Source organism: Methylobacterium sp. GXF4, from assembly GCF_000272495.1.
In the GTDB taxonomy this organism is placed as follows: Bacteria; Pseudomonadota; Alphaproteobacteria; order Rhizobiales; family Beijerinckiaceae; genus Methylobacterium; species Methylobacterium brachiatum.
In genome coordinates this window covers 74,796-94,932 of the sequence record NZ_AKFK01000090.1, presented here as the reverse complement: position 1 = coordinate 94,932, position 20,137 = coordinate 74,796, and the positions used below count along the sequence as shown (strand labels likewise).

General features: G+C 72.1%; 22 protein-coding genes. 13 read left to right on the top strand and 9 right to left on the bottom strand.

The window, feature by feature from the left end; genetic code table 11:
* Positions 1 to 97: 97 nt before the first annotated feature.
* From WYO_RS25935 to WYO_RS25920, 4 genes are all read left to right on the top strand, one after another.
* The gene (locus WYO_RS25935; protein ID WP_007568276.1) at positions 98 to 514 is read left to right on the top strand and encodes a MarR family winged helix-turn-helix transcriptional regulator; all 417 of its coding nucleotides are present in this window, start codon (positions 98 to 100) and stop codon (positions 512 to 514) included.
* 29 nt (positions 515 to 543) lie between these two features.
* Positions 544 to 1,839 (top strand): MFS transporter, encoded by a 1,296-nt coding sequence (locus WYO_RS25930; RefSeq protein ID WP_007568273.1) that lies wholly within the window; start codon positions 544 to 546, stop codon positions 1,837 to 1,839.
* Positions 1,840 to 2,031: 192 nt separating this feature from the next.
* Complete coding sequence (locus tag WYO_RS25925) at positions 2,032 to 3,198, top strand: multidrug effflux MFS transporter (RefSeq protein WP_039904255.1); 1,167 nt, start codon at positions 2,032 to 2,034, stop codon at positions 3,196 to 3,198.
* Positions 3,199 to 3,328: 130 nt separating this feature from the next.
* Complete coding sequence (locus WYO_RS25920; RefSeq protein WP_007568269.1) at positions 3,329 to 3,859, top strand: DoxX family protein; 531 nt, start codon at positions 3,329 to 3,331, stop codon at positions 3,857 to 3,859.
* A 5-nt stretch (positions 3,860 to 3,864) separates the two neighbouring features.
* Here WYO_RS25920 and WYO_RS25915 read toward each other — a convergent pair whose 3' ends face one another.
* Positions 3,865 to 5,313 carry an MFS transporter gene (locus WYO_RS25915; protein ID WP_007568267.1) on the bottom strand — a complete coding sequence of 483 codons (1,449 nt, stop codon included), beginning with the start codon at positions 5,311 to 5,313 and terminating at the stop codon, positions 3,865 to 3,867.
* Between the two features lie 206 nt (positions 5,314 to 5,519).
* Here WYO_RS25915 and WYO_RS25910 point away from each other — a divergent pair, with 206 nt between their 5' ends.
* The 5 genes from WYO_RS25910 (at position 5,520) to panE (ending at position 9,730) form a co-directional block, all read left to right on the top strand.
* On the top strand, positions 5,520 to 6,407 hold the full coding sequence (locus WYO_RS25910) for a DUF3313 domain-containing protein (protein WP_007568266.1): 888 nt from the start codon (positions 5,520 to 5,522) through the stop codon (positions 6,405 to 6,407).
* 163 nt (positions 6,408 to 6,570) lie between these two features.
* Positions 6,571 to 8,064 carry an IMP dehydrogenase gene (guaB, locus tag WYO_RS25905; protein WP_007568264.1) on the top strand — a complete coding sequence of 498 codons (1,494 nt, stop codon included), beginning with the start codon at positions 6,571 to 6,573 and terminating at the stop codon, positions 8,062 to 8,064.
* An 11-nt stretch (positions 8,065 to 8,075) separates the two neighbouring features.
* Entirely contained in the window at positions 8,076 to 8,318 is a 243-nt protein-coding gene (locus WYO_RS25900) for a hypothetical protein (RefSeq protein ID WP_007568262.1), read from the top strand.
* Positions 8,315 to 8,722 carry a type II toxin-antitoxin system VapC family toxin gene (locus WYO_RS25895; RefSeq protein ID WP_007568259.1) on the top strand — a complete coding sequence of 136 codons (408 nt, stop codon included), beginning with the start codon at positions 8,315 to 8,317 and terminating at the stop codon, positions 8,720 to 8,722. Before WYO_RS25900 ends, WYO_RS25895 begins: the two co-directional genes overlap by 4 nt.
* Before the next feature lie 63 nt (positions 8,723 to 8,785).
* Positions 8,786 to 9,730 carry a 2-dehydropantoate 2-reductase gene (gene panE / locus WYO_RS25890; protein ID WP_007568257.1) on the top strand — a complete coding sequence of 315 codons (945 nt, stop codon included), beginning with the start codon at positions 8,786 to 8,788 and terminating at the stop codon, positions 9,728 to 9,730.
* Between the two features lie 136 nt (positions 9,731 to 9,866).
* On the opposite strand, the gene WYO_RS25885 is transcribed toward panE, so the two are convergent.
* Positions 9,867 to 10,052 carry a hypothetical protein gene (locus WYO_RS25885; RefSeq protein WP_007568255.1) on the bottom strand — a complete coding sequence of 62 codons (186 nt, stop codon included), beginning with the start codon at positions 10,050 to 10,052 and terminating at the stop codon, positions 9,867 to 9,869.
* A gap of 214 nt (positions 10,053 to 10,266) precedes the next feature.
* Here WYO_RS25885 and WYO_RS25880 point away from each other — a divergent pair, with 214 nt between their 5' ends.
* Together WYO_RS25880 and WYO_RS25875 are read left to right on the top strand one after the other, a co-directional pair.
* Positions 10,267 to 11,568 (top strand): RsmB/NOP family class I SAM-dependent RNA methyltransferase, encoded by a 1,302-nt coding sequence (locus tag WYO_RS25880; RefSeq protein ID WP_039904252.1) that lies wholly within the window; start codon positions 10,267 to 10,269, stop codon positions 11,566 to 11,568.
* A gap of 130 nt (positions 11,569 to 11,698) precedes the next feature.
* Positions 11,699 to 12,703 (top strand): alpha/beta hydrolase, encoded by a 1,005-nt coding sequence (locus WYO_RS25875; RefSeq protein ID WP_007568251.1) that lies wholly within the window; start codon positions 11,699 to 11,701, stop codon positions 12,701 to 12,703.
* Between the two features lie 8 nt (positions 12,704 to 12,711).
* Here the strand turns inward: WYO_RS25875 and WYO_RS25870 are convergent, their stop codons facing one another.
* The 4 genes from WYO_RS25870 to WYO_RS25855 form a co-directional block, all read right to left on the bottom strand.
* Positions 12,712 to 13,944, bottom strand: coding sequence for a hypothetical protein (locus WYO_RS25870; protein WP_007568249.1), 1,233 nt, complete (start codon positions 13,942 to 13,944; stop codon positions 12,712 to 12,714).
* Positions 13,945 to 14,061: 117 nt separating this feature from the next.
* Positions 14,062 to 14,586 (bottom strand): DUF2937 family protein, encoded by a 525-nt coding sequence (locus WYO_RS25865; protein ID WP_007568247.1) that lies wholly within the window; start codon positions 14,584 to 14,586, stop codon positions 14,062 to 14,064.
* A 66-nt stretch (positions 14,587 to 14,652) separates the two neighbouring features.
* A complete protein-coding gene (locus WYO_RS25860; RefSeq protein ID WP_007568245.1) occupies positions 14,653 to 15,666 on the bottom strand; it encodes a hypothetical protein in 1,014 nt (337 codons plus the stop codon).
* Positions 15,663 to 16,337 (bottom strand): YoaK family protein, encoded by a 675-nt coding sequence (locus tag WYO_RS25855; RefSeq protein ID WP_007568243.1) that lies wholly within the window; start codon positions 16,335 to 16,337, stop codon positions 15,663 to 15,665. Before WYO_RS25855 ends, WYO_RS25860 begins: the two co-directional genes overlap by 4 nt.
* Before the next feature lie 207 nt (positions 16,338 to 16,544).
* Here WYO_RS25855 and WYO_RS25850 point away from each other — a divergent pair, with 207 nt between their 5' ends.
* Positions 16,545 to 16,976, top strand: coding sequence for a response regulator (locus WYO_RS25850; RefSeq protein ID WP_007568241.1), 432 nt, complete (start codon positions 16,545 to 16,547; stop codon positions 16,974 to 16,976).
* Positions 16,977 to 17,000: 24 nt separating this feature from the next.
* Positions 17,001 to 17,399, top strand: coding sequence for a hypothetical protein (locus WYO_RS25845; protein WP_007568239.1), 399 nt, complete (start codon positions 17,001 to 17,003; stop codon positions 17,397 to 17,399).
* Between the two features lie 140 nt (positions 17,400 to 17,539).
* On the opposite strand, the gene WYO_RS25840 is transcribed toward WYO_RS25845, so the two are convergent.
* The 3 genes from WYO_RS25840 to WYO_RS25830 all read right to left on the bottom strand — a co-directional run bounded on the left by WYO_RS25840 (position 17,540) and on the right by WYO_RS25830 (position 20,051).
* Entirely contained in the window at positions 17,540 to 18,172 is a 633-nt protein-coding gene (locus WYO_RS25840; RefSeq protein WP_007568238.1) for a DUF2939 domain-containing protein, read from the bottom strand.
* Between the two features lie 22 nt (positions 18,173 to 18,194).
* A complete protein-coding gene (locus WYO_RS25835; RefSeq protein ID WP_007568235.1) occupies positions 18,195 to 18,752 on the bottom strand; it encodes an RNA pyrophosphohydrolase in 558 nt (185 codons plus the stop codon).
* A 63-nt stretch (positions 18,753 to 18,815) separates the two neighbouring features.
* On the bottom strand, positions 18,816 to 20,051 hold the full coding sequence (locus WYO_RS25830) for a divergent polysaccharide deacetylase family protein (RefSeq protein WP_007568233.1): 1,236 nt from the start codon (positions 20,049 to 20,051) through the stop codon (positions 18,816 to 18,818).
* Between the last annotated feature and the right edge of the window lie 86 nt (positions 20,052 to 20,137).

Here is a 20,137-nt window from a genome sequence, read left to right as displayed (position 1 = left end):
ATGACAGGCGGCCGCAATTCCCGGTTCTCGCGTGTCGAACCGGACGAACCGTCAGGCCCGGCTTGTCCGCATCGAAATACGTGCATATACACGCATCGTGACCACGGATTCTCCGACCGAGCCCTGCACCTGCGTCGCGCTTCGCCAGGCGACCCGCGCCCTCACGGCGTCCTACGACGCGGCCCTGCGTCCGGCCGGGCTCCGGGTGACGCAATTCTCGATCCTGCGCCGCCTGGAGCGGCTCGGACCGACACCGCTGACCCGGCTGGCCGTCGAGGCGGTTCTGGAGCGGACCACCATGGCCCGCAACCTCGACCCGCTGGAGCGGCGCGGCCTCGTGAGGATCGAGCCGGGCCAGGATGCGCGCGAGCGCATCGTCGTCCTGACGGATCTCGGCCGCGAGGCCGTCGCGGCGGCGACGCCGTACTGGCGGGCGGCCCAGGCCCGGATCAACGCGCAGGTCGATCCCAAGGCCGTCGCCGCCCTGGCGGAAGCCCTCATCGCCGCCTCCTGACCGATCGTCTCGCACCCCGGAGCTTAGACATGGCCGCACCCGTCGAGACACTGCCGGCGCCGCCCGTGCCGCGCCTGCACTATGCCTGGATCGTGGTCGCGGTGACCTTCCTGGTGCTGCTGATCGGGGCGGGGGTGCGGGCGACGCCGAGCATCCTGATCGTCCCCTGGGAGCGGGAATTCGGCTGGACCGCCGCCACGATCAGCGTCGGCATCGCGCTCAACATCTTCCTGTACGGCATGATCGGGCCGTTCGCGGTGGCGATCATCGAGCGGTTCGGCCTGCGCGCCTCGGTCTGCGGCTCGCTCTTCGTATTGGCCGTGGGCACGGCCGCCACCAGCCTGATGACGGCGCCGTGGCAGATGGTGCTGCTCTGGGGCATCGTGGTCGGCTCGGGCTCCGGCATGGTCGCCAACGTCCTCGGTGCCACCGTAGCGGGCCGCTGGTTCGGCAAGCGCCGCGGCCTCGTGGTCGGGCTGCTCACCGCGAGCAGCGCGACCGGGCAGCTGATCTTCCTGCCGGCTCTGGCCTCGCTCGCGGTCGGGCAGGGCTGGCGCTCGGTGTCGCTGCTGGTCGCCGCTGTGACCCTGGCCCTGATCCCGGTGGCGGCCCTGTTGCTGCGCGACCGTCCGGCGGATCTCGGCCTGCCCCGCTACGGCGAGACGACGGTGACCCCGGCGCCCACCTTCACCGAGAATCCCGCCATCCGGGCCCTGCGCGGCCTGCGGACCGGCCTGAAATCCAAGGATTTCTGGCTCTTGTCCGGCACCTTCTTCATCTGCGGCGCCTCGACCAACGGGCTGATCGGCACCCACCTGATCCCAGCCTGCATCGATCACGGCATCGCCGAGGTGACGGCGGCGGGCCTCCTCGCGGTCATGGGCATCTGCGACCTGATCGGCACCACGGCCTCGGGCTGGCTCACCGACCGGTTCGATTCGCGCAAGCTGCTCGCCTGGTATTACGGCCTGCGCGGCCTGTCGCTGATCTTCCTGCCCTACTCGTTCGACCTGAGCTTCTACGGGCTGTCGCTGTTCGCGGTGTTCTACGGGCTCGACTGGATCGCCACCGTGCCGCCCACCGTGCAGCTCGCCGGAAAATCCTTCGGTGAGGAGAACGCCGCGCTCATGTTCGGCTGGATCGCCGCGTCCCACCAGATCGGCGCCGCCTCGGCCGCCTGGCTCGCCGGCATGGTCCGGACCGATACCGGGAGCTATCTCGGCGCCTTCGTGTCGGCCGGGCTGCTCTGCCTGGTCGCCGCCCTGATGGCGGGCTTCGTCGGGCGCAATCCCCGGGCGCCGGCCCTGCACCCGGTGCCGGCCTGAGCTGCATCGCGCAGGCGCGACGGCCATAAGCGTGCCGCGAAGGGGGCGCCTCGCTCGGGCGATCCCTTCGCAGCACGAGTGCCCATTGTGACAGTCGCGATCCGGCCCAACCCGCCGGTCCACGAGGCGCGCGCCCCGCAGACGCGCTCGGGGCCGGGCTTCACCGAGTTCGTCGCCATCATCGCGCTGATGATGGCGGTCACCGCCATCTCGATCGACAACCTGCTCCCGGCCTTCCCGGCGATCGAGACGCGGTTCTCCGTGCCCGATCCGAACCGGCTGCAGCTCCTCGTCTACGTGTTCATGGCCGGGTTCGGCGTCGCCCAGCTCGCCTACGGGCCGATCTCGGACACGTTCGGGCGCCGGAAGGTGCTGCTCACCAGCCTGGCGATCTACGTGGTCGGCTGCGGGCTCGCGATGGTGGCGCCGAGCTTCGGCTGGCTGCTGGCGGCCCGGGTCATCCAGGGTATCGGCGCGGCCGGCGGGCGCGTGCTCTCCGTGGCCATCGTGCGCGACCGCTTCGCCGGGCGCGAGATGGCGAGCGTGATGTCGCTCACCATGATGGTCTTCCTGATCGTCCCGATGATCGCCCCGGCGATCGGCGGCCTGATGCTGGCGCTGGGCTCCTGGGTCTACGTGTTCGTCTCGATGCTGGCGCTGGCCTTCTGGCTGACCGTCTGGTTCTCGCTGCGGATGCCGGAGACCCTGCATCCGGAATATCGCCGCCCGCTCTCGCTCGGGGCGACCTGGGACGCGGTGCGCACCACCGTCACGACCCGGGTCTCCATCGGCTACGCCACGGCGCTCGGCCTGCTCACCGGCTGCATCATGGGCTATGTCGGCTCGGCCCAGCAGGTGTTCGACACCGGGCTCTACCATCTCGGGCCGCTCTTCCCCCTGGCCTTCGGGCTGGTGGCCGGCGCCATGGGGGCGGCGACGCTGATCAACGCCCGGATCGTGCGGCTGCTCGGGATGCGGGCGCTGTCGCATGCCGGCATCATCGCCTTCACGCTGGTGGCGATCGCCCAGGTCGGCGTCGGCCTCGCCTATCACGGCCACCCGCCCCTGGCGGCGTTCCTGACGATCCTGGCGGTGAACCAGTTCCTGATGAGCTTCGCCCTGCCGAACTTCAACGCCCTGGCGCTGGAGCCGCTCGGGGCCATCGCGGGCACGGCCTCGTCGTTCGTCGGCTTCTACACGACGATCCTGGGGGCGTTCTCCGGCTACGTAATCGGCCAGGCCTTCGACGGGACCGTGCTGCCGGTCGGGATCGGCTACGCCGCCCTCGGGGGCCTGGCCGTCCTGGTGGTGCTCTGGACCGAGCGCGGCCGGCTGTTCCGGGGCGGGGTCGCGGGCTGAGCATCGTCCCGAAAGGTGGAGGCCGGCTTTCGGACAAAGACGATGCGCCCTTGAAAACAGCGGACTTAACCCAGCCTTCAAGAGAATCCGCCACCCTCCGGTCAGCCCTCACAGCCGACCGGATTCGACCATGATCGCCCGCGCCCAGGACGGAACCCTTCTCGCCGCGCGCCTGCTCCTGGCCGCCGCGCTGCTGCCGACCGGGATCGCCCGGGCGCTCAACGTCTCGGGCTTCGCGCTGACGCTCGCTGGCAGCGGCATGCCGTTCCCGAACGGCGTCGCCACCGCGGCCGTGGTGGTGCAGGTCTTCGGCCCGCTCGCCCTGATCCTCGGCGTGCTGCCGCGCCTGACCGGGCTGGCGCTCGCCGCCTTCGCGGCGGTGACGGCGGTGATGCTGCACGCCTTCTGGCAATTCGTCGGGCCGGCGGCGGTGGCCGAGCGGACGCTGATGCTGGCCGATCTCGGCCTGGCGGGCGGCTTCCTGATCTATGCGCTCACGGGCCCGGGCGCCTGGAGCTGGCAGGGCTGGCGTGCCGGGCAGGCGGCCGAACGTCCGGCCCCGCAGCGCGCGCCGGCCAAGGCCGCCGGCACGAGCTCGGCCGCCCGCGGTGCCGGCGCCAAGAAGGCCGGCGGACGCGCCCCGGCCCGCGCCGCAGCCTGACCGTCTCAGCTCGCCCGGGGCTTCAGCTCGGGCGTGGCCGGCGGGGTCGCGGCGACCATCCGGCGGCCGGAAATTTCGGCGCCGGCATCGGGCGTCAGCTTGCGGAAGGCCAGCACGGAGAGGGCCGACAGCACGGCGACCGCGAAGAAGGCCGGCCCGAAATCGGCGGCCTCGATCCGGGTCCGGCCATGGAGGCCGGCGGTGCCCTCCAGCGCCAGGGCCCCGAGGGTGACCCCGAGGCTCAGCGACAGCTGCTGGCAGACGCTGGCGAAGCTCGTGGCCGCGCTCATCTCCCGGGATTCGAGGTCCGCATACGCGATGGCGTTGACGCAGGTGAACTGCACCGAGCGCGAGCAGCCGCCGATGAACAGCAGCGCGATCATGATCCAGTGCGGCGTGTCGGCCGTATAGAGCCCGTTCACCGCCAGGAAGGCCGAGGCGAGCACGGCGTTCGAGACCATCACTGTGCGAAAGCCGAGGCGGCGCAGGATCTTGGGCGCCAGGGCCTTCACGAACATCGCCCCGGCCGCCGCCGCGAAGGTGATCAGCCCGGAATGCAGGGCGTCGAGCCCGAACCCGACCTGCAGCATGAGGGGCAGCAGGAACGGGATCGCCCCGGTCCCGATCCGGAACAGGCTGCCGCCGAGGATCGCGACCCGGAAGGTCGCGCGGTTCATCAGGTCGAGCCGCACGATCGGGTGGGCGACCCGCCGCGCATGGACGAAGTAGAGCGGCAGCAGCACCGCGCCCGCCGCCAGGCATCCCCAGGACACCGAGGCCGGCAGGAGGTGGCGCCCCATCGAGGCCAGCCCCAGCATCAGGGCGGCGAGGCCGGTGCCGAGCAGGAAGAAGCCGGCGATGTCGAGCGGCGGCCGCTCCGGCTCGCGGATGTCCTCGAAATAGAGGCTGGCCAGCACGATCCCGGCGCAGCCGATCGGCAGGTTGATGAAGAAGATCCAGCGCCAGTCGAACCAGGTCGTGATCAGACCGCCGAGCGGCGGCCCCATCACCGGGCCGACCAGGGCCGGGAAGGTCAGGTAGGCGAGCGCGGTCACGAGCTGCGATTTCGGAACGCTGCGCAGCACCACGAGGCGGCCCACCGGCACCATCATGGCCCCGCCCATGCCCTGGAGGAACCGCGCGGCCACGAACCACGCCAGGCCGTTGGCCGCCGCGCAGGCCAGCGACCCGATCATGAACACGATTAGCGCCGCTCGGAACACCGTGCGCGACCCGTAGCGATCGGCCATCCAGCCGCTCACCGGGATGAAGATCGCGAGGCTGACGAGATACGAGGTGAGCGCCAGCTTCAGGGCGATCGGATCCTCGCCGAGGCTCGTCGCGATGCTGGGCAGCGCCGTGGCGATCACCGTGGAATCGGTGTTCTCCATGAACAGGGCGGTCGCCACCGTCAGGGGGACGATCCAGAACGGTTTTTGGGTCGGGGCGGGCATCGGACAGCAGACGCGTAGCGCGCCGGGACGGTTGCACGGCGGGGCCGCGATCTCGCACGGTCGTGTTTCGCGCCTGTATCCGCAACGCAACAGGGGTTGCATCGTGACCGAACACCACCTTTTGTGCGGGTGGTCCAATGGCTACGTTTGCGACGAGCGGTCTTCCGGCCGTCGATACCGGCGCGGTGCCGGCCACGAGACAATCGATGCAGCCCAGTCCGAGTAAGCGCCGTTCCCTGTCGCGGATCGCCGTCGCCGTCGCGCTCCTGTCGACGGTCGCGGCCTGCGGCACCGTGCTGCTGAACGATCGCGGTTCGCTCACGCGCTACGACCGGCTGAAGGCGAGCAGCGCGGTGGCCTCGGCCTCGCGGCTCTACGTGGACCGTCCGGCTCTGGCCAAGGCCCGCACCGTGCGGATCATCCCGACGGCGTTCCACGCCGATGTCGAGGGCGCGGCGCCGCTGACGCAAGTCGAGCGCCGCCTGATCGCCAACGCCGCCGACCGGGCGCTCTGTTACGACCTGTCGCTGCGCTATGACATCGTGACCGGCCGCGACGCCGACCTGACCGTGCGTGCGCAGGTCACCCGGGTGGAGCCCACCGACCTCCTCGGCGCCGGCGCCACCATCGCGGGCTCGGCCGGCGTCACCGTCGCCTCGCAGCTCGGGCTGAGCGTCGCCGAGGGCGTCGGCCGCATCCCGATCCCGCGGATCCCGATCGGCCTCGGCAGCCTGACGGTCGAGGCCGAGGCGCTGGACCGTCGCCGCGAGCAACGCGCCGCGATGGTTTGGGGCGGGGCCGCGAACTCGTTCACCAGCCAGCCGCGCTTCTCCCGCGCCAGCGACGCCTACGACCTCGCGGGCGAGTTCGGCCAGGATTTCGGCTTCATGCTCGCCACCGGCGACGATCCGTTCAACGCCCCGAACACCCTGCCGACCTGGGACCGCATCCGGGTGACCACGCTGGGCGAGGCGCCCCTGGACCCGGATTGCGAGGCCTTCGGCCGGGCGCCGGGCATCGACGGCATCCTGGGCGACTATGTCGGCCTGCCGCCGGAATATACCGACAAGGGCGCGACCCCGGCGCCGCGCTGAGCCGCGCCGCCGTCACGAAAAAGCGGGGGAGCCATGCGCGATTTCCCCCCGCGGCGCGGCGACGGCGCATTGGCGCGGCCGCGGAGCCCATGATACTGGCACTTGCCAACCCGATCCCGCTGCGCACCCCCTCACAGCGCGGCCGTCCGAGGAAAGTTGGCACATGGCCCGAGTAGATTCCGCAACGATCATCGAGGGGTTGACCTTCGACGACGTGCTCCTGCGGCCCGCCGCCTCCTCGGTGATGCCGACCGAGGTGAATGTCGCTTCGCGGCTCACCCGCACGATCCCCCTGAACCTGCCGATCCTCGCCTCCGCGATGGACACGGTCACCGAGGCGCCGATGGCCATCGCCATGGCGGCCAACGGCGGCATGGGCGTGATCCACCGCAACCTGGAGCCGCCGGAGCAGGCCGAGCAGGTCCGGCTCGTGAAGAAATACGAGTCCGGCATGGTGATGAACCCGATCACCATCCACCCGGACGAGACCCTGGCCGACGCCTTCGAGGTGATGAAGCTCAACCGGATCTCCGGCATCCCGGTGGTCGAGCGCGGCCCCAACGGCTCCCGGGGCAAGCTGGTCGGCATCCTGACCAACCGCGACGTCCGCTTCGCCACCAACTCCGCCCAGCCGGTGGCCGAGCTGATGACCCGGGACCGGCTGATCACTGTCCGCGAGGGCGTGACCCAGGACGAGGCCAAGCGCCTGCTGCACCAGTTCCGGATTGAGAAGCTTCTGGTGGTCGACGACCATTACCGCTGCATCGGCCTGATCACCGTCAAGGACATCGAGAAGCGCGTCACCTACCCGTTCGCGGTCAAGGACGAGCAGGGCCGCCTGCGGGTCGCCGCCGCCACCACCACGGGTGACAGCGGCTTCGAGCGGGCCGAGCGCCTGATCGATGCCGGCTGCGACGTGATCGTGGTCGACACCGCCCACGGCCACTCGATCAAGGTGCTCGACGCCGTCGCCCGGGTGAAGCAGCTCTCCAACGCCGTCCAGGTGATCGCCGGCAACGTCGCCACCCGCGAGGGCGCCAAGGCCCTGATCGATGCCGGCGCGGACGCCATCAAGGTCGGCATCGGCCCGGGCTCGATCTGCACGACCCGCATCGTGGCCGGCGTCGGCGTGCCCCAGCTCACCGCCCTGATGGAGGCCGTCGAGGCCGCGGGCGAGGCCGACATCCCGGTCATTGCCGATGGCGGCATCAAGTATTCCGGCGACCTCGCCAAGGCGATCGCGGCCGGCGCCTCGGTGGCGATGCTCGGCTCGCTGCTGGCGGGCACCGACGAGGCCCCCGGCGAAGTGTTCCTGTACCAGGGCCGCTCGTACAAGTCGTACCGGGGCATGGGCTCGGTGGGCGCCATGGCCCGCGGCTCGGCCGACCGCTACTTCCAGGCCGAGGTCAACGACACCCACAAGCTCGTGCCCGAGGGCATCGAGGGCCAGGTCCCCTACAAGGGCCCGGTGGGCAACGTCCTGCACCAGCTCGCCGGCGGCCTGCGCGCCGCCATGGGCTATGTCGGCGGCGCGACCATCCCGGACTTCCAGGAGCGCGCGCAGTTCATCCGCATCACCAATGCCGGCCTGCGCGAGAGCCACGTCCACGACGTGACCATCACCCGCGAGAGCCCGAACTACCCGTCGCGGACCTGACAGGAGGTCTCATGACCGAACCGAGCTGGATATCGCTCGCACGGCACAGGCCCGTTTTCGATCTGCCGCGCGACGATCTCGGCGGCCGCTCGGACGCGGGCCTGCGTCATCGGCAGGAGGACGGCCTGAAGGAGACGAACGACCTTCAGGCCTCCGACGCCGTCGCTTTGGTCCGCACGATCAGGGCGAAAGCTCTTCGCCAGCCGCTGCCCGACAGTACACCGACGATCAGGGCCGACCGAGACGGACGATGATCGTCATCGATGCCTGCGTCGCCGTGAAGTGGTTCCTGCCGGAGCCGCAGAGCGATCTGGCGGAGGCGGTGCTGATGGAGGACGAGGTCCGGATCGCGCCCGAGCATGTGCTGGTCGAGGTCGGGAACACGCTCCTGGGCGCTCACCGGGCCAACGCGATCACGCTCGACCATGCGCGCGCGGCGATCTCGGCGTTGGAGAAGCTGATTCAGCTTCGCCCCATCCATGAGATCGCGGACGCTGCGTTGCAGATCGCCAGTGTCATCGGATGCACCCACTACGATGCGCTCTATGTCGCTGCCGCGGGCCGATGGGATGCCGCGCTCGTGACGGCGGACGCCAGACTGGTACGGCAACTACAGGCCGCGCCGTGGAACGGAGCTGTCCGCCTTCTCGGAGCTTGATCTGACGCCCACGCTCCATCACGAAACCGAACGCCGATAAACATTTCCGCTCGGAGATTTGAGATGCGCACGCTGATCGTCGGAGCCGGGGCGACCGGCGGCTATTACGGGGCGCGGCTCGCGGAATCGGGGGCCGACGTGACCTTCCTGGTCCGGCCGGCCCGTGCCGAGAAGCTGGCGGCGAACGGGCTGGTGCTGCGCTCGCCGCTCGGCGACCTGCAGCTGGCCGCCCCGCCCACCGTCACGGCCGATACGTTGGCACAGGCCGGGGCGTTCGACCTCGTGCTGCTGTCGTGCAAGGCCTACGACCTCGACAGCGCCTTCGCCGACCTGGCGCCCGCGGTGGGGCCGAAGACCGCGATCCTGCCTCTGCTCAACGGGATGTCCCATCTCGACGCGCTGGATGCCACGTTCGGTCCGGAGCGGGTGCTCGGCGGCTCCTGCGCCATCGCGGCCACCCTCGCGCCGGACGGGGCGATCCGGCACATGAGCGAGCTGTGCAGCATCACCTACGGCGAGCGGGACGGATCGCGCTCGACCCGGATCGAGGCGATCGACGACCTGATGCGCGGGCTCAAGTTCCAGGCCCGCCTCAGCGACGTGATCCTTCAGGAGATGTGGGAGAAGTGGGTGTTCCTCGCCACGCTGGCGGGGGCGACCACCCTGATGCGCGCCGCCGTCGGCGACATCGTGGCGGCGCCCGGCGGCGCGGCCTTCGTCGCCGCCCTGCACACCGAATGCACGGCGGTCGCGGCGGCGAGCGGCTTCGCGCCGCGCGGCGTGGTCGCCGAGCGGGCGCGGGCGCAGCTCACGGCCGCGGGCTCGACCTTCACCGCCTCGATGCTGCGCGACATCGAGAATGGCGGCCGGATCGAGGCCGACCACGTCATCGGCGACCTGATCGACCGCGGGCGGCGGCTCGCGCCGGAGGCGGCCTTCCCGATGCTCGAGCAGGTCTATGCCGGGCTCAAGGCCTACGAGGCCCGGCGGGCGCGGGAAGCAGCCTGAGGTTCGGCGCAGCCGCCTCGAAGGAGCCCTCCGGGGATCGCACGGCTAGCCGGAGGCCTCCTTCGAGGCCTCCGCTGCGCTCCGGTGCCTCAGGCTGAGGGCACCGGGGGGATCAGCCTGAGGTCGACGCCCGATCTCAGTAGCGGCCGGGCGGCGGCGGGGGCGGGTTGCCGTATTCGAGTTGCGTCTTGGCATCCACCGGCCGGCGCGGCGGCGGGGTGAGATCGGGGGCGGCGGCCGGGGCGCTCGCACAGGCGGCGAGGCTGGCGGCGACGAGGCCGGCAAGGATGCCGGAAAGCGTGACGCGAACGACAGAAGACATGAGCTGAGGCACTCCCGGCCATGCCCCCGGGGCGGAACGCACTGGCCCGCAGCGGGAGGATGCCATACGACACGGGCGAGCCCCGCGCCGCGGGACCGCCCACGATCCGGTCTGAACCGGGATCGTGCTGGAAGCTCGGCCGTACCGTGGCGGCATCGTGGGCCAAGCGTGGCCGTTTCGCGTCGGCCTCGACGCAGTCGAAAGGATCCGGACCCTGACCCCCGCCGCCCGTTGCTCCGCCGCCATCGAAGTCCTGACCGATATCGCGGAGCGCCGCCGCCCGGCCGCCGACGCGCTGAAGGATTGGGGCCTGGCGCACCGCTTCGCCGGGTCCGGCGACCGGGCCGGGATCGCCAGCCTGGTCTACGACGCCCTGCGCCGTCGGGCCTCCGCCGCCTGGATCATGGGTTCGGACGCGCCGCGCGCCGTGCTGATCGGCTCCCTGCGGCTGCAGCAGGGCCTCGCCGCGGCGTCCGTGGCGGCCCTGTTCTCCGGCGAGCGCTTCGCCCCGGCGCCGTTGAGCGACGACGAGCGCGCCCGCCTCGAATCCGGCACCCTGGAAGAGGCCCCGCCCGAGGTCGCGGGCGACGCCCCGGCCTTCGTCCTGCCCGAGCTGACGGCCGCGCTCGGCGACGACCTCATCCCCGAATTGAAGGCGCTGGCCCGGCGCGCGCCCCTCGACATCCGCGTCAACGCCCTGCGCGGCGGCCGCGACGACCTGATGCCGGCGCTGGAGGCTCACGGGGCCGCCCCGACCCCGCATGCCCCGATGGGCGTGCGGATCCCGATCGGCGCCGACGGCCGCGGCCCGGCGCTTCATGTCGAGGCCGAGTTCCTCGACGGCTGGTACGAGATCCAGGACGAGGGCTCGCAGCTCGCAGCCTTGCTTGCGGATCCGCAGGCCGGAGAGACGATCGTCGACCTCTGCGCCGGCGGCGGCGGCAAGACCCTGGCGCTGGCCTCCCAGACCCGCAACGGCGCGCGCCTGATCGCCACCGACGGCGATCCGCGCCGGCTCGCGCCGATCCACGACCGCCTGCGCCGGTCCGGTGCCGCGGCCGAGGTGCGCACCCCGCGCAGCGGCAAGGCTCGGGCCGATGTGCTCGAGGATCTCGACGGCACGATCGACCGGGTGCTGGTCGACGCGCCCTGCACCGGATCGGGGACCTGGCGGCGCAACCCGGATGCCAAGTGGCGGCTGCGCCCCGGCAGCCTAGCTCTGCGCGTCGCCGAGCAGAGCCAAGTGCTCGACCGGGCGGCCAAGCTGGTCCGGCCCGGCGGGCGGATCGTCTACGTCACCTGCTCGCTCCTGCCTGCGGAGAACGACGCCGCCGTGGCCGGCCTGCTGTCGCGCTGGCGCGGGCGCTTCGACGCCGTCCCGGCCGAGACGGTGCTGGCGGCGGGACCGCCGGGCCTCGCCTCGGCCGTCCGCCAGACCGCGCACGGCCTGCAGATGACGCCGCTGCGCACCGGGACCGACGGGTTCTACGTGTCCGTGATCACCCGGCGCAGCTGAGAGCGCGCCGCTCCGGAACCGCCCCCGCGCCCTGCGACGTTGGGCGAGGGATGTTTCAGGAGAGCACCATGCCCGAGCCCGTCCGTCCCGCGCCCCGAGCCCGGTCCTGAGCGACGCCCGGGACCGGTTCATGCATCTCGACCGCCGCCTGCTGCTCGCCGGCCTGAGCACGCTTCTCGGCCTGCGCACCGCCAAGTCTGAAGAAAAACCACCGGAGCCGGCGCCGCACGAGGCGATCCGCGCCCTGCCGCGCTCGCTGCCGGGAGCCGATCTCCAGGTCATCGACCTGTGGCCCGGCGAGCCGCCAGGGGGCGGCAGCGGGCCCGATTCGGATGGCTACCGCTACGTCGAGGGCGTCTCGGGCGACGTCACCCGCGTCCAGAAACCCTGCCTGCTGGCGATGCGGCCGGCCAATCCCAACGGCGCGGCGATCATCGTGGCGGCCGGGGGCGGCTACCAGTTCATCGCGCTGGGCAACGAGGGTGTGCCGGTCGGGCGCGTCCTGAACGCGGCCGGCATCACGGTCTTCCTGCTGGTCTACCGCCTGCCCGCGGAGGGTTGGGGCGCGGGCCCCGACGCGCCGCGGCAGGACGCGCAGCGGGCCCTGCGGCTGGTGCGGGCGCGGGGCGCGGAATACGGCGTCGATCCGGCCCGGGTCGGCGTGCTCGGCTTCTCCGCGGGCGGGCACCTGATGGGCGAGACCGCGGTCGGCACCGCCAACGACCTCTACGCCCCGGTGGACGAGGCCGACGCGCTACCGGTGCGACCGGTGCTCGCGGGGCTGATCTACCCGGTCATCACCATGCGCAAGCCGTTCGACCGCACCGCGACGCGCCGGATCCTGGTGGGCGACGAGGTCACCCCGTTCGAGATGAAGACTTATTCGGTGGACCTCCAGGTCGGCCCGGAGACGCCCCCGACCTTCCTGGTCCAGGCGATCGACGATCCGGTGGCGGTGGCCGACCATCCGCTGCTGATGTTCACGGCGCTCCGCAAGGCGCGGGTGCCGGCGGAGCTGCACCTGTTCGAGCGTGGCGGCCACGGGTTCGGGCTGGGCGCGCCGGGCACCCCCGCCGCCGCCTGGCCGGGCCTCTTCCTGGCCTGGATCCGGCTGCACGGTTTCCTGAACCGGTGACCTGAGGATCACTCCTCGCGCAGACGATGGAGCTTTGCCACCTTCGGGCGGCTGGTGCGGAACTGGCCGCGTTCCACCGCCACGAACACCACGACGGCGATGGCGATGATGCTGAGCCACCAGATCGCCGTCAGCCCGACCCCGAGGCAGGCCACCGTGAAGGCGGCGGCGAAGCAGCCCATCGCCCCCGGGATCAGCGCCGGGATGTCCCGGCCGCCCCGGCGGATCGAGGCGTAGAGCGCGAAGGCGGCGGCCAGCGCGCCGACGATGCCGAGCTCGTACCAGAACTCGAACAGAGCCGTGGTCGGCGCGTTCACCGGCAGCAGCCCGACGAGGCGCCCGCGCAGGGCCGTCTCGAAACCGTGGCCAGTGATGAGCCGCACCGGATCGGTGGTCACGACCTTCTGCCAGCTCTTGAGCGACAATACCGCGGGCGAGAGCGGCCCGAGCAGGGCGGCGCCGATCGGGCGGGCCAGGAACGGCAGCAGCGGCGCGACGGCCAGCAGCGCGGCCGAGATCGTCGCGGTGAGCATCACGCCGAGCTTCGGACGGTAGCTCGTCACCGCGAAGGCCAGCGTGCCGACCGCCAGGGCGGCGATCTGCGTGACGTCGGGCTGGACCGTCAGCGCCAGGGCGACCAGCAGGGCGAGGCCGAGCGCCTCGCGGTCGCGCCGCCGGGACCGGAGCCAGGCCAGAGCCGGCCAGACCAGCAGGATCAGCAGGATCAGGCCGCGGTCGAGGGCGCCGTCGTCGTCGATCCCGGGGGGCGCCAAATGGGCGCCGAACAGCCCGAGCACGATCGCCACGATCGAGCCCGCGACCACCCCCAGCGGCAGCAGATAGAGGTTGGCCGAGCGCATCCGGTCGGGCAGGGCGAAATAGCCGAGCAGGGCCAGCCCGATCGTGGCCGCGAGATTCGCCAGGCGCTCCACCGCCGGCCCGAGGAACGGCGTCCAGGTCAGCGACAGGACCGACCACAGCACCACCAGCATGCCGGCGAGGAAGGCCGGCGCGGTGAGCAGCCGGGTGACGGCCGGGCGCACCGGGCGCTGGCGCCGGTCGATCGCGCTGGCGATGATCAGCAGCACAACGGCGATGGGCGCCAGGATCACGGTCGCGCGCCGGGCGACCTGCGCCAGCACCGGCAGGATCACGAACAGCCCGAAGAAGCCGATGCGCCGCAGCAGGGCGGCGGCGTCGAGCGCCGGATCGATCGTGGTGGGGTTCGACGCGCGGGGCATCTTGCGCCTTCTGCCGGACCGAGGCGGCCGGATCACGCTCGATACGCAAGCTCCGCGCAAGCCGCTGTAGACCCTGAGCAACACTCCCGGGTCCGCGCGCGCCGAACCGGCGGCGGTTCAGGCCGTCCGGGTCGTCGTGCGGGGGCGCCGGCGCACCAGCCGCAGGCCGAGATCCGACAGGACGCGCGCGCCGCCCCAGGCGGTCAGGAACCCGATCAGGCCGGCGGCGAGGCCGTCGGCGTTGGTCGGCACAGCGGGGCTGAAGTCCCGGTAGGCGGCCTGCGCCACAGGCACGTCGGGATCGCGCAGCATCGCCACCACCTTGCCGAGCGGACTCGTCGCCGAGGTCAGGGCCTGCTGCTGGGCGCTCAGCCGGGCAAGCCGGGCGATGTCGGCCTGGGCGGCCTCGCCCCGCCGGGCGACGAGCTGGTCGGGATTGGTGCGCAGCCTGTCGACCGCGCCCTCGCGGGTCGTGCCGGAGGCCTGCGCGTCCGATTCGAGCACCGCCACCTGCCGGCGCAGCTCGTCGACCGCGCCGCCGAGCCGCTGGGCGTATTGCTGCGCGAATTCAGGGGCCTGGGCGGCAACGACGCCGCCGAGCAGGCCGAGGGCGAGGCCGAAAGTGCGGAACACGCGGAACACGTCAGACCCTCCGGTTCGAGACAGGGCGCAGCCCGAACGATGGGCTGCGGCCAAAGACCAAGACGATCAGGCCGGCAGAGTCAGCAGGCCGGCCTGGCCGTCGGCGCAGCCGAACAGCATGCGGTTCCCGCGCGCGTCCCAGGCGAGCGCCGTGATCCCGCTTCCCTGGACGGCCCGCCGCACCAGCAGCTCCGAGGCGTCGGTGAAGCGCACCAGCAGGATGCAGCCGTCCTCGTAGCCCACCGCCAGCACCGGCGCCTTTGGGTGGAACGCCACCCGCGATACCCGGGCCGGCCGCACGCCGCATTCCCGCGGCGCCTTGCCGGTGGGGCCCTCCTTGGAATCGAACGGCCAGACGATCGCCGCCTCGGCACCGCCGGTGGCGAGCCAATTGCCGTCCGACGACCACGACACCGACCGGACCTTGCCGGGATAGCCCGACATCCGCATGTGGCCGCGATCCGGCTGCAGACGCCAGCCGTGCAGGGCATTCTCCTGCATGGTCGAGACGACGAACCTGCCGTCCGGCGACCAGGTGACGTCGATATGCGAGCCCTTCCAGCTCACGACCTCGGCGGGGGTCTCGAGATTCGGGTACCAGAGGCTCACGCCGTTGTAGTGGGCGACGCCGAGCCGGTAGCCCTTCGGGGCGAAGACCAGGCCCCGGGCCGTGGAGGGGGCCGTGAAGCTCTTCTCCCGGCCCTTGCCGTCCCGGGCGACGACCGCGCGACCCGCAGACCAGGCGACGGACCCGTCCGGGTGCAGCGCCAGCGCGTCGATCCAGGCGCCGCCCTTGGCGGCGCCGAGTTCCTGCGTCGCGCCATCGGCCCGGATCTCGACCACGCGGCCATCGTCGCCGCCGGTGACCAGGCGGTCCGGACTTCCGGCCGCCACCAGGATCCCGCTGTCGGGATGGGCCGCGATGCGCGTGAAGCTATCGCCCCGCATCAGGGCGACGGTGCCGTCGCCGAGCGCCAGGGCGGGAGCCTCCTTCAGGAAATGCGCCGCGACCACGTGGGCACCCGCCTCCAGCGGGGCGACGTGGTCGGTGAGGGACGGATGGCTGACGGAACTGCTCATGGAGACTCGACCTTCGGGGTCCGCGCGCCGGCGCGCAGGACCAGGAACGCGGTGATGAGCGCGAGCACCCCGGAAACCGCTGCCGGCGCGATCAGGGCGTAGAGGGCAAACGCGTCGTAGGCCAGGGCCCCCAGCAGGGCCCCCAGCAACAGGGACAACCAGACCAGCCCGTCGCCGATCCAACCGAGCGGGTCGCCCGTGCGGGTCAGCGCCTTGGCGATCTTCTGGCCGAGGCTGAACAGGGCACCGGTGACGAAGGTGGTGCCGGCGCGAAACCCCTGCACCTGCGCCAGCACGGCGTTCTGCGCCCCCATGGCGACGGCCACGAAGAACGCGGCGAGCCCCAGCTCGGGCGTGGCCAGGCCCAGCGCCAGGCCGCCGAGGATCAGCAGCGATTCGTAGGCGAGCACCACCGGGGTGCTCCAGCGCGTCGGCACCAGGATCGCGAGCCCGCTGCCCAGGACCGAGCCGGTCAGGAAGGCCGCGATCAGGATCGCCGGCAGCAGCATCTTGTGCAGGTTCGCCTCGGCGCCGAAGACCGCGAGCTGCGTGGTGTTGCCGCTCATGAACGAGGTGTAGAGGCCGCCGAGCCGCACGAAGCCCAGCGCATCGACGTATCCGGCGAGGCCCGTGAGGAGCAGGCCGGTGCCCAGCTGCCAGGACCGGTTCACGGATCCGCCCTCCCGATGCATCCCGGTAACGCACCGTTAACCATTTCGGAGCCTCCGTTCACCTGCGCCGGGGCGGGGTTAACGGGCCGTGCACCAAGTCCGAGCAATTCGATGCAATCACGGCGAACGCCGGGGCGCAGGGGCCCGTTGCTCCTTCGATCCGGCACGGGGCTACCGCGCCCCCGCCGGGTGAGTGGGAGTTGCGTCATGATGCCGTTCGCCGCCGCCTTCGCCTGCCCGTCCATGCCCGCCCTGGACCCGGCCGCCGCGACCATCCTCGTGGTCGAGGACGAGCCGACCGTCTGCGAGCTGGCCGCCGAGGCGCTTCTCGAAGAAGGTTATCGGGTGCTCACCGCCGCGGATGCCTGGGAGGCCGAGGCGATCCTGGCACGGGAGAGCGTGGACATGCTCTTCACCGATATCGACCTCGCCCGCAACACGAACGGCCTGGCGCTGGCGCGCCGCGCCCGCAGCGTCTGCCCGGACCTGCCTGTCATCTACACGTCCGGCGGCCGTGCCTGCCTGTCGGCCGCCGACGCCGTCTCCGAATCGGTGTTCGTCCCGAAGCCGTACCGGCCCAGCCAGCTCGTCGCGCTCACGAACGACATCCTGCGCACCGCGCACCACCATCACGCCTGAACCCCACCCCCAAGGATTCCCGCCATGCGGCGCCCCCTCATCGCCACCGGTCTCGCGCTCGCCCTCGCGGCCGCCACCCTGCCGGCCCGGGCCGCGTGCGACGTGAAGGGCGCCCAGATCGAGGAGGGGATCGCCGCCAAGAAGGAACTGCAGGCGGACGCCAACGCCCAGACGGTGCGCGACCTGCGCACGCTGCGCGACGCGGCGATCGTTCTGGAGACCTACAAATTCCCGGGCGAGTGCGAGGTGCTGCTCGGCATCGCGAAGTCGCTCTTGGCCAACCCCGACAAGACGATCGTGCAGGGCGGCGACACCGACGAGGACGAGGCCGAGAGCCTGGTCGAAGCCCGCAAGCCCAAGGCCAAGGCACCGGTGGACGAGAAGACGCCGGCCGCCAAAGCGCCGGCCGCGAAGCCGGATTGAGCGGGGGTAAGCCCGCGCACCGACGATCGACGTTTGTCCCGACACCCCACCTCAGAATGAGGAAGCGGCTCGGGTTTCGGGGGGCTGCCGTCGCGGTCTGAGTTCGTCGCTCCGCGACCATCGCGCGCCGGAAAGCGCCGCTACTTCTCCTCCCCGGCGCTCGCTCCGAGCTTGGCCCGGGCCAGCGCCCGGCCCAGCTTGGCGGCGATCTGGGCGCGCAGGATGCCGGCCATCTCGATATCGACCAGCCGCCAGCTCAGGCCGCGCAGCCGCAGCCGGATCCGGGTACGCTCCGCCCGGGGGGCCTCGGGCGGGATCGGGATCACCACGGCCCGGAAGCCGCGCATCTCCAACGACGTGTAGTAGGGCAAGAGCCGGCCGGCGCTGCCGATCGCCAGGCCCTCCGGCTTGAGGTCGGCGGGGCGCTCGATGTCGAGCTTGTCGGGCCAACCGTTGTCGAGCAGGTCCATGACCGTCTCGGGCGTGACCAGGGTCTCGGCCAGCGCCAGGGCGAGGCCGTAGGCGACGTCGTTGAGGCGCTGCCGGTCGCGGGGCTCGAGCTCCAGGTCGGTGTCGGAGGCGGCCCGCACCGCCCCGGTGATCTGGCGGACCAGGGACAGACGCAGCGTCCGGAAATTCACGTGGCTCTCGATATAGGCCACGTCGTGCCGGCGCACGGCCTGCGCGAGATCGTAGAGCGACCAGAGCGGGCTCACCGTGAAGGCAAGCCACGCCAGAGCGAGTGCGAGCGGGATCGCGAGCCAGCGCACCACCGTTACGATCCCGTCCGCCGCGTCACGGCCGGCTCGTCCCGGTCTCGGCCGCCCAGCCCGCGAGGCCGGCGAACGCCTCGACCACGCGCTCGTAGACCGGGCGCTTGAACGGCACGATCAGGTCCGGCAACTCGGAGAAGCGCGCCCAGCGCCAGGCATCGAACTCGGCCTTGTGGGCGCCGCCGCCGGGGCTCAGCACGTCGATCAGATCCTCGCTGCCGAGGAAGCCGTAGGCGAACCATTTCTGGGTCTGGCCGCGATAGCGTCCCTTCCAGGCCTGCTTCATCACAGCCGGGGGCAAGTCGTAGGCGAGCCAGTCCGGGATCTCGCCGAGCAGCCGCACGGCGTCCGGCGGCACGTTGGTCTCCTCATAGAGCTCCCGGCGGGCGGCCATCTCGGGATCCTCGCCGGGATCGATGCCACCCTGGGGCATCTGCCACATATACGGGCCGGCGACGTGCTCCGGGCCGGCATCCTTGGTCCGGCGCCCGACGAAGACGCCGCCCGAAGGCGCGATCAGCGCGACGCCCACGCAGGGGCGGTAGGGCAACGCGGCGCCCGGATCAGAATCTGTGGTCATCGCCGGCGACCATAGGTCAGGCGCAAGTCGCGCGGCAACGCCGCCGGCCCGGAAAGCGCGCGGTCAATTGGCGACGCTGACCCGCTTCTCCGGCGCGCCGCGCAGGGCGACGCTCGCCGGGACCAGACGGATCCCGCGGGCGTCGAGGTCCCGGGCCCAGCGGGCGATCCGGTCGACGCTGAGCGCCGCGCCGCTGGCCGAGACCAGGGCGAAGCCGCTGGCCCGGGCGCGCGCCTCGGCCTGGGCCAGCGCGGCATCGATGGCGTCGGCGCGGGGCACCGCGTCGAGGACGAGCTCCGCCCGGGCGATCGGTGTGCGGCCCTTGTTGGCCGGCGCGGGCTTCGGGCCGGTGCCGTCGTCGAGGAAGCCGAGGCCGCGGGTGCCGATCTCGCGCAGGACCGGCTCGAAGGCCGGGTCGGCCATCATCTTGGCGCCCATGAAGTTCGCCACGCCGACATAGCCGGGGAAGCGGGCGAGCGACCAGGCGAGGCGGTCGGCATTCTCCAGGCCCTTCAGGGTGGTGAGCAGGGTCTGGGGGCCGGGGTCGCTGTCGGGATAGTCGAACGGCTCCATGGGCAGCTGGAGGAAGACCTCGTGGCCGGCATCGCGGGCCCGGGCGGCCGAGCGCTCGGCCTCGGCGCCGTAGGGCAGGAAGGCGAGGCTGACGGCGGCGGGCAGGCGCACGGTCGCGCCGGCGGTGGCGGCCTGGCCGACGCCGAGGCCGGTCACTAGAATCGCGACCCGCGGGCCGGTGCCGGGCTCCTCCGCCCGGGCATAGACGTCGAGGGCGCGGATCCGGCCCTCGCCGAGCTTCGGCATGATGCCGTGGCGGCCCTGCTCGCTGATCCGCGGGTCGGGCGCGGAGGCGAGCCGTGGGGCGTTGGCCGGCGGCACGCGGATCACCACGGCCTCGCTCGGACCCGAGCCCGGGGGACGCACCACGGTCACGCCCGAGGCGGTCTCGATCTCCTCGGCGCTGCGCTGCTGCGAGCCGCCGGCATTGACCACCACCGGGCCCGAGGGCTCCGGGACGGCCGCGACCGGCGCCGGGGCAGGGCGCGCCAGCGGCTCGCGCAGGGTGATCGCGACCTCGACCCGCGGCTCGCCACCCTGCGGGTCGCCCAGAGCCAGGACCAGCCCGCAGGCCGCGAGCAGCCCGCCGGCGATCGCGCCCGCCGCGACCTTCGGCCGGCGCAGGGGCGCGACGAGGCGCGCGAACCGGCCCAGGGGCCGCTCCGGCGCTCGCGCCTCCGGCACCCCGAGGGGGCGCGTGAGGATATCGTCGGTGGGTTCGGTCAAGCGGCACTCGATGCGGATGCGCGTCCAACGCCCGATAGCAGCGGCGCGAATCCCGGCGATCATTGCCGGCCGGTATGGTTAATCTT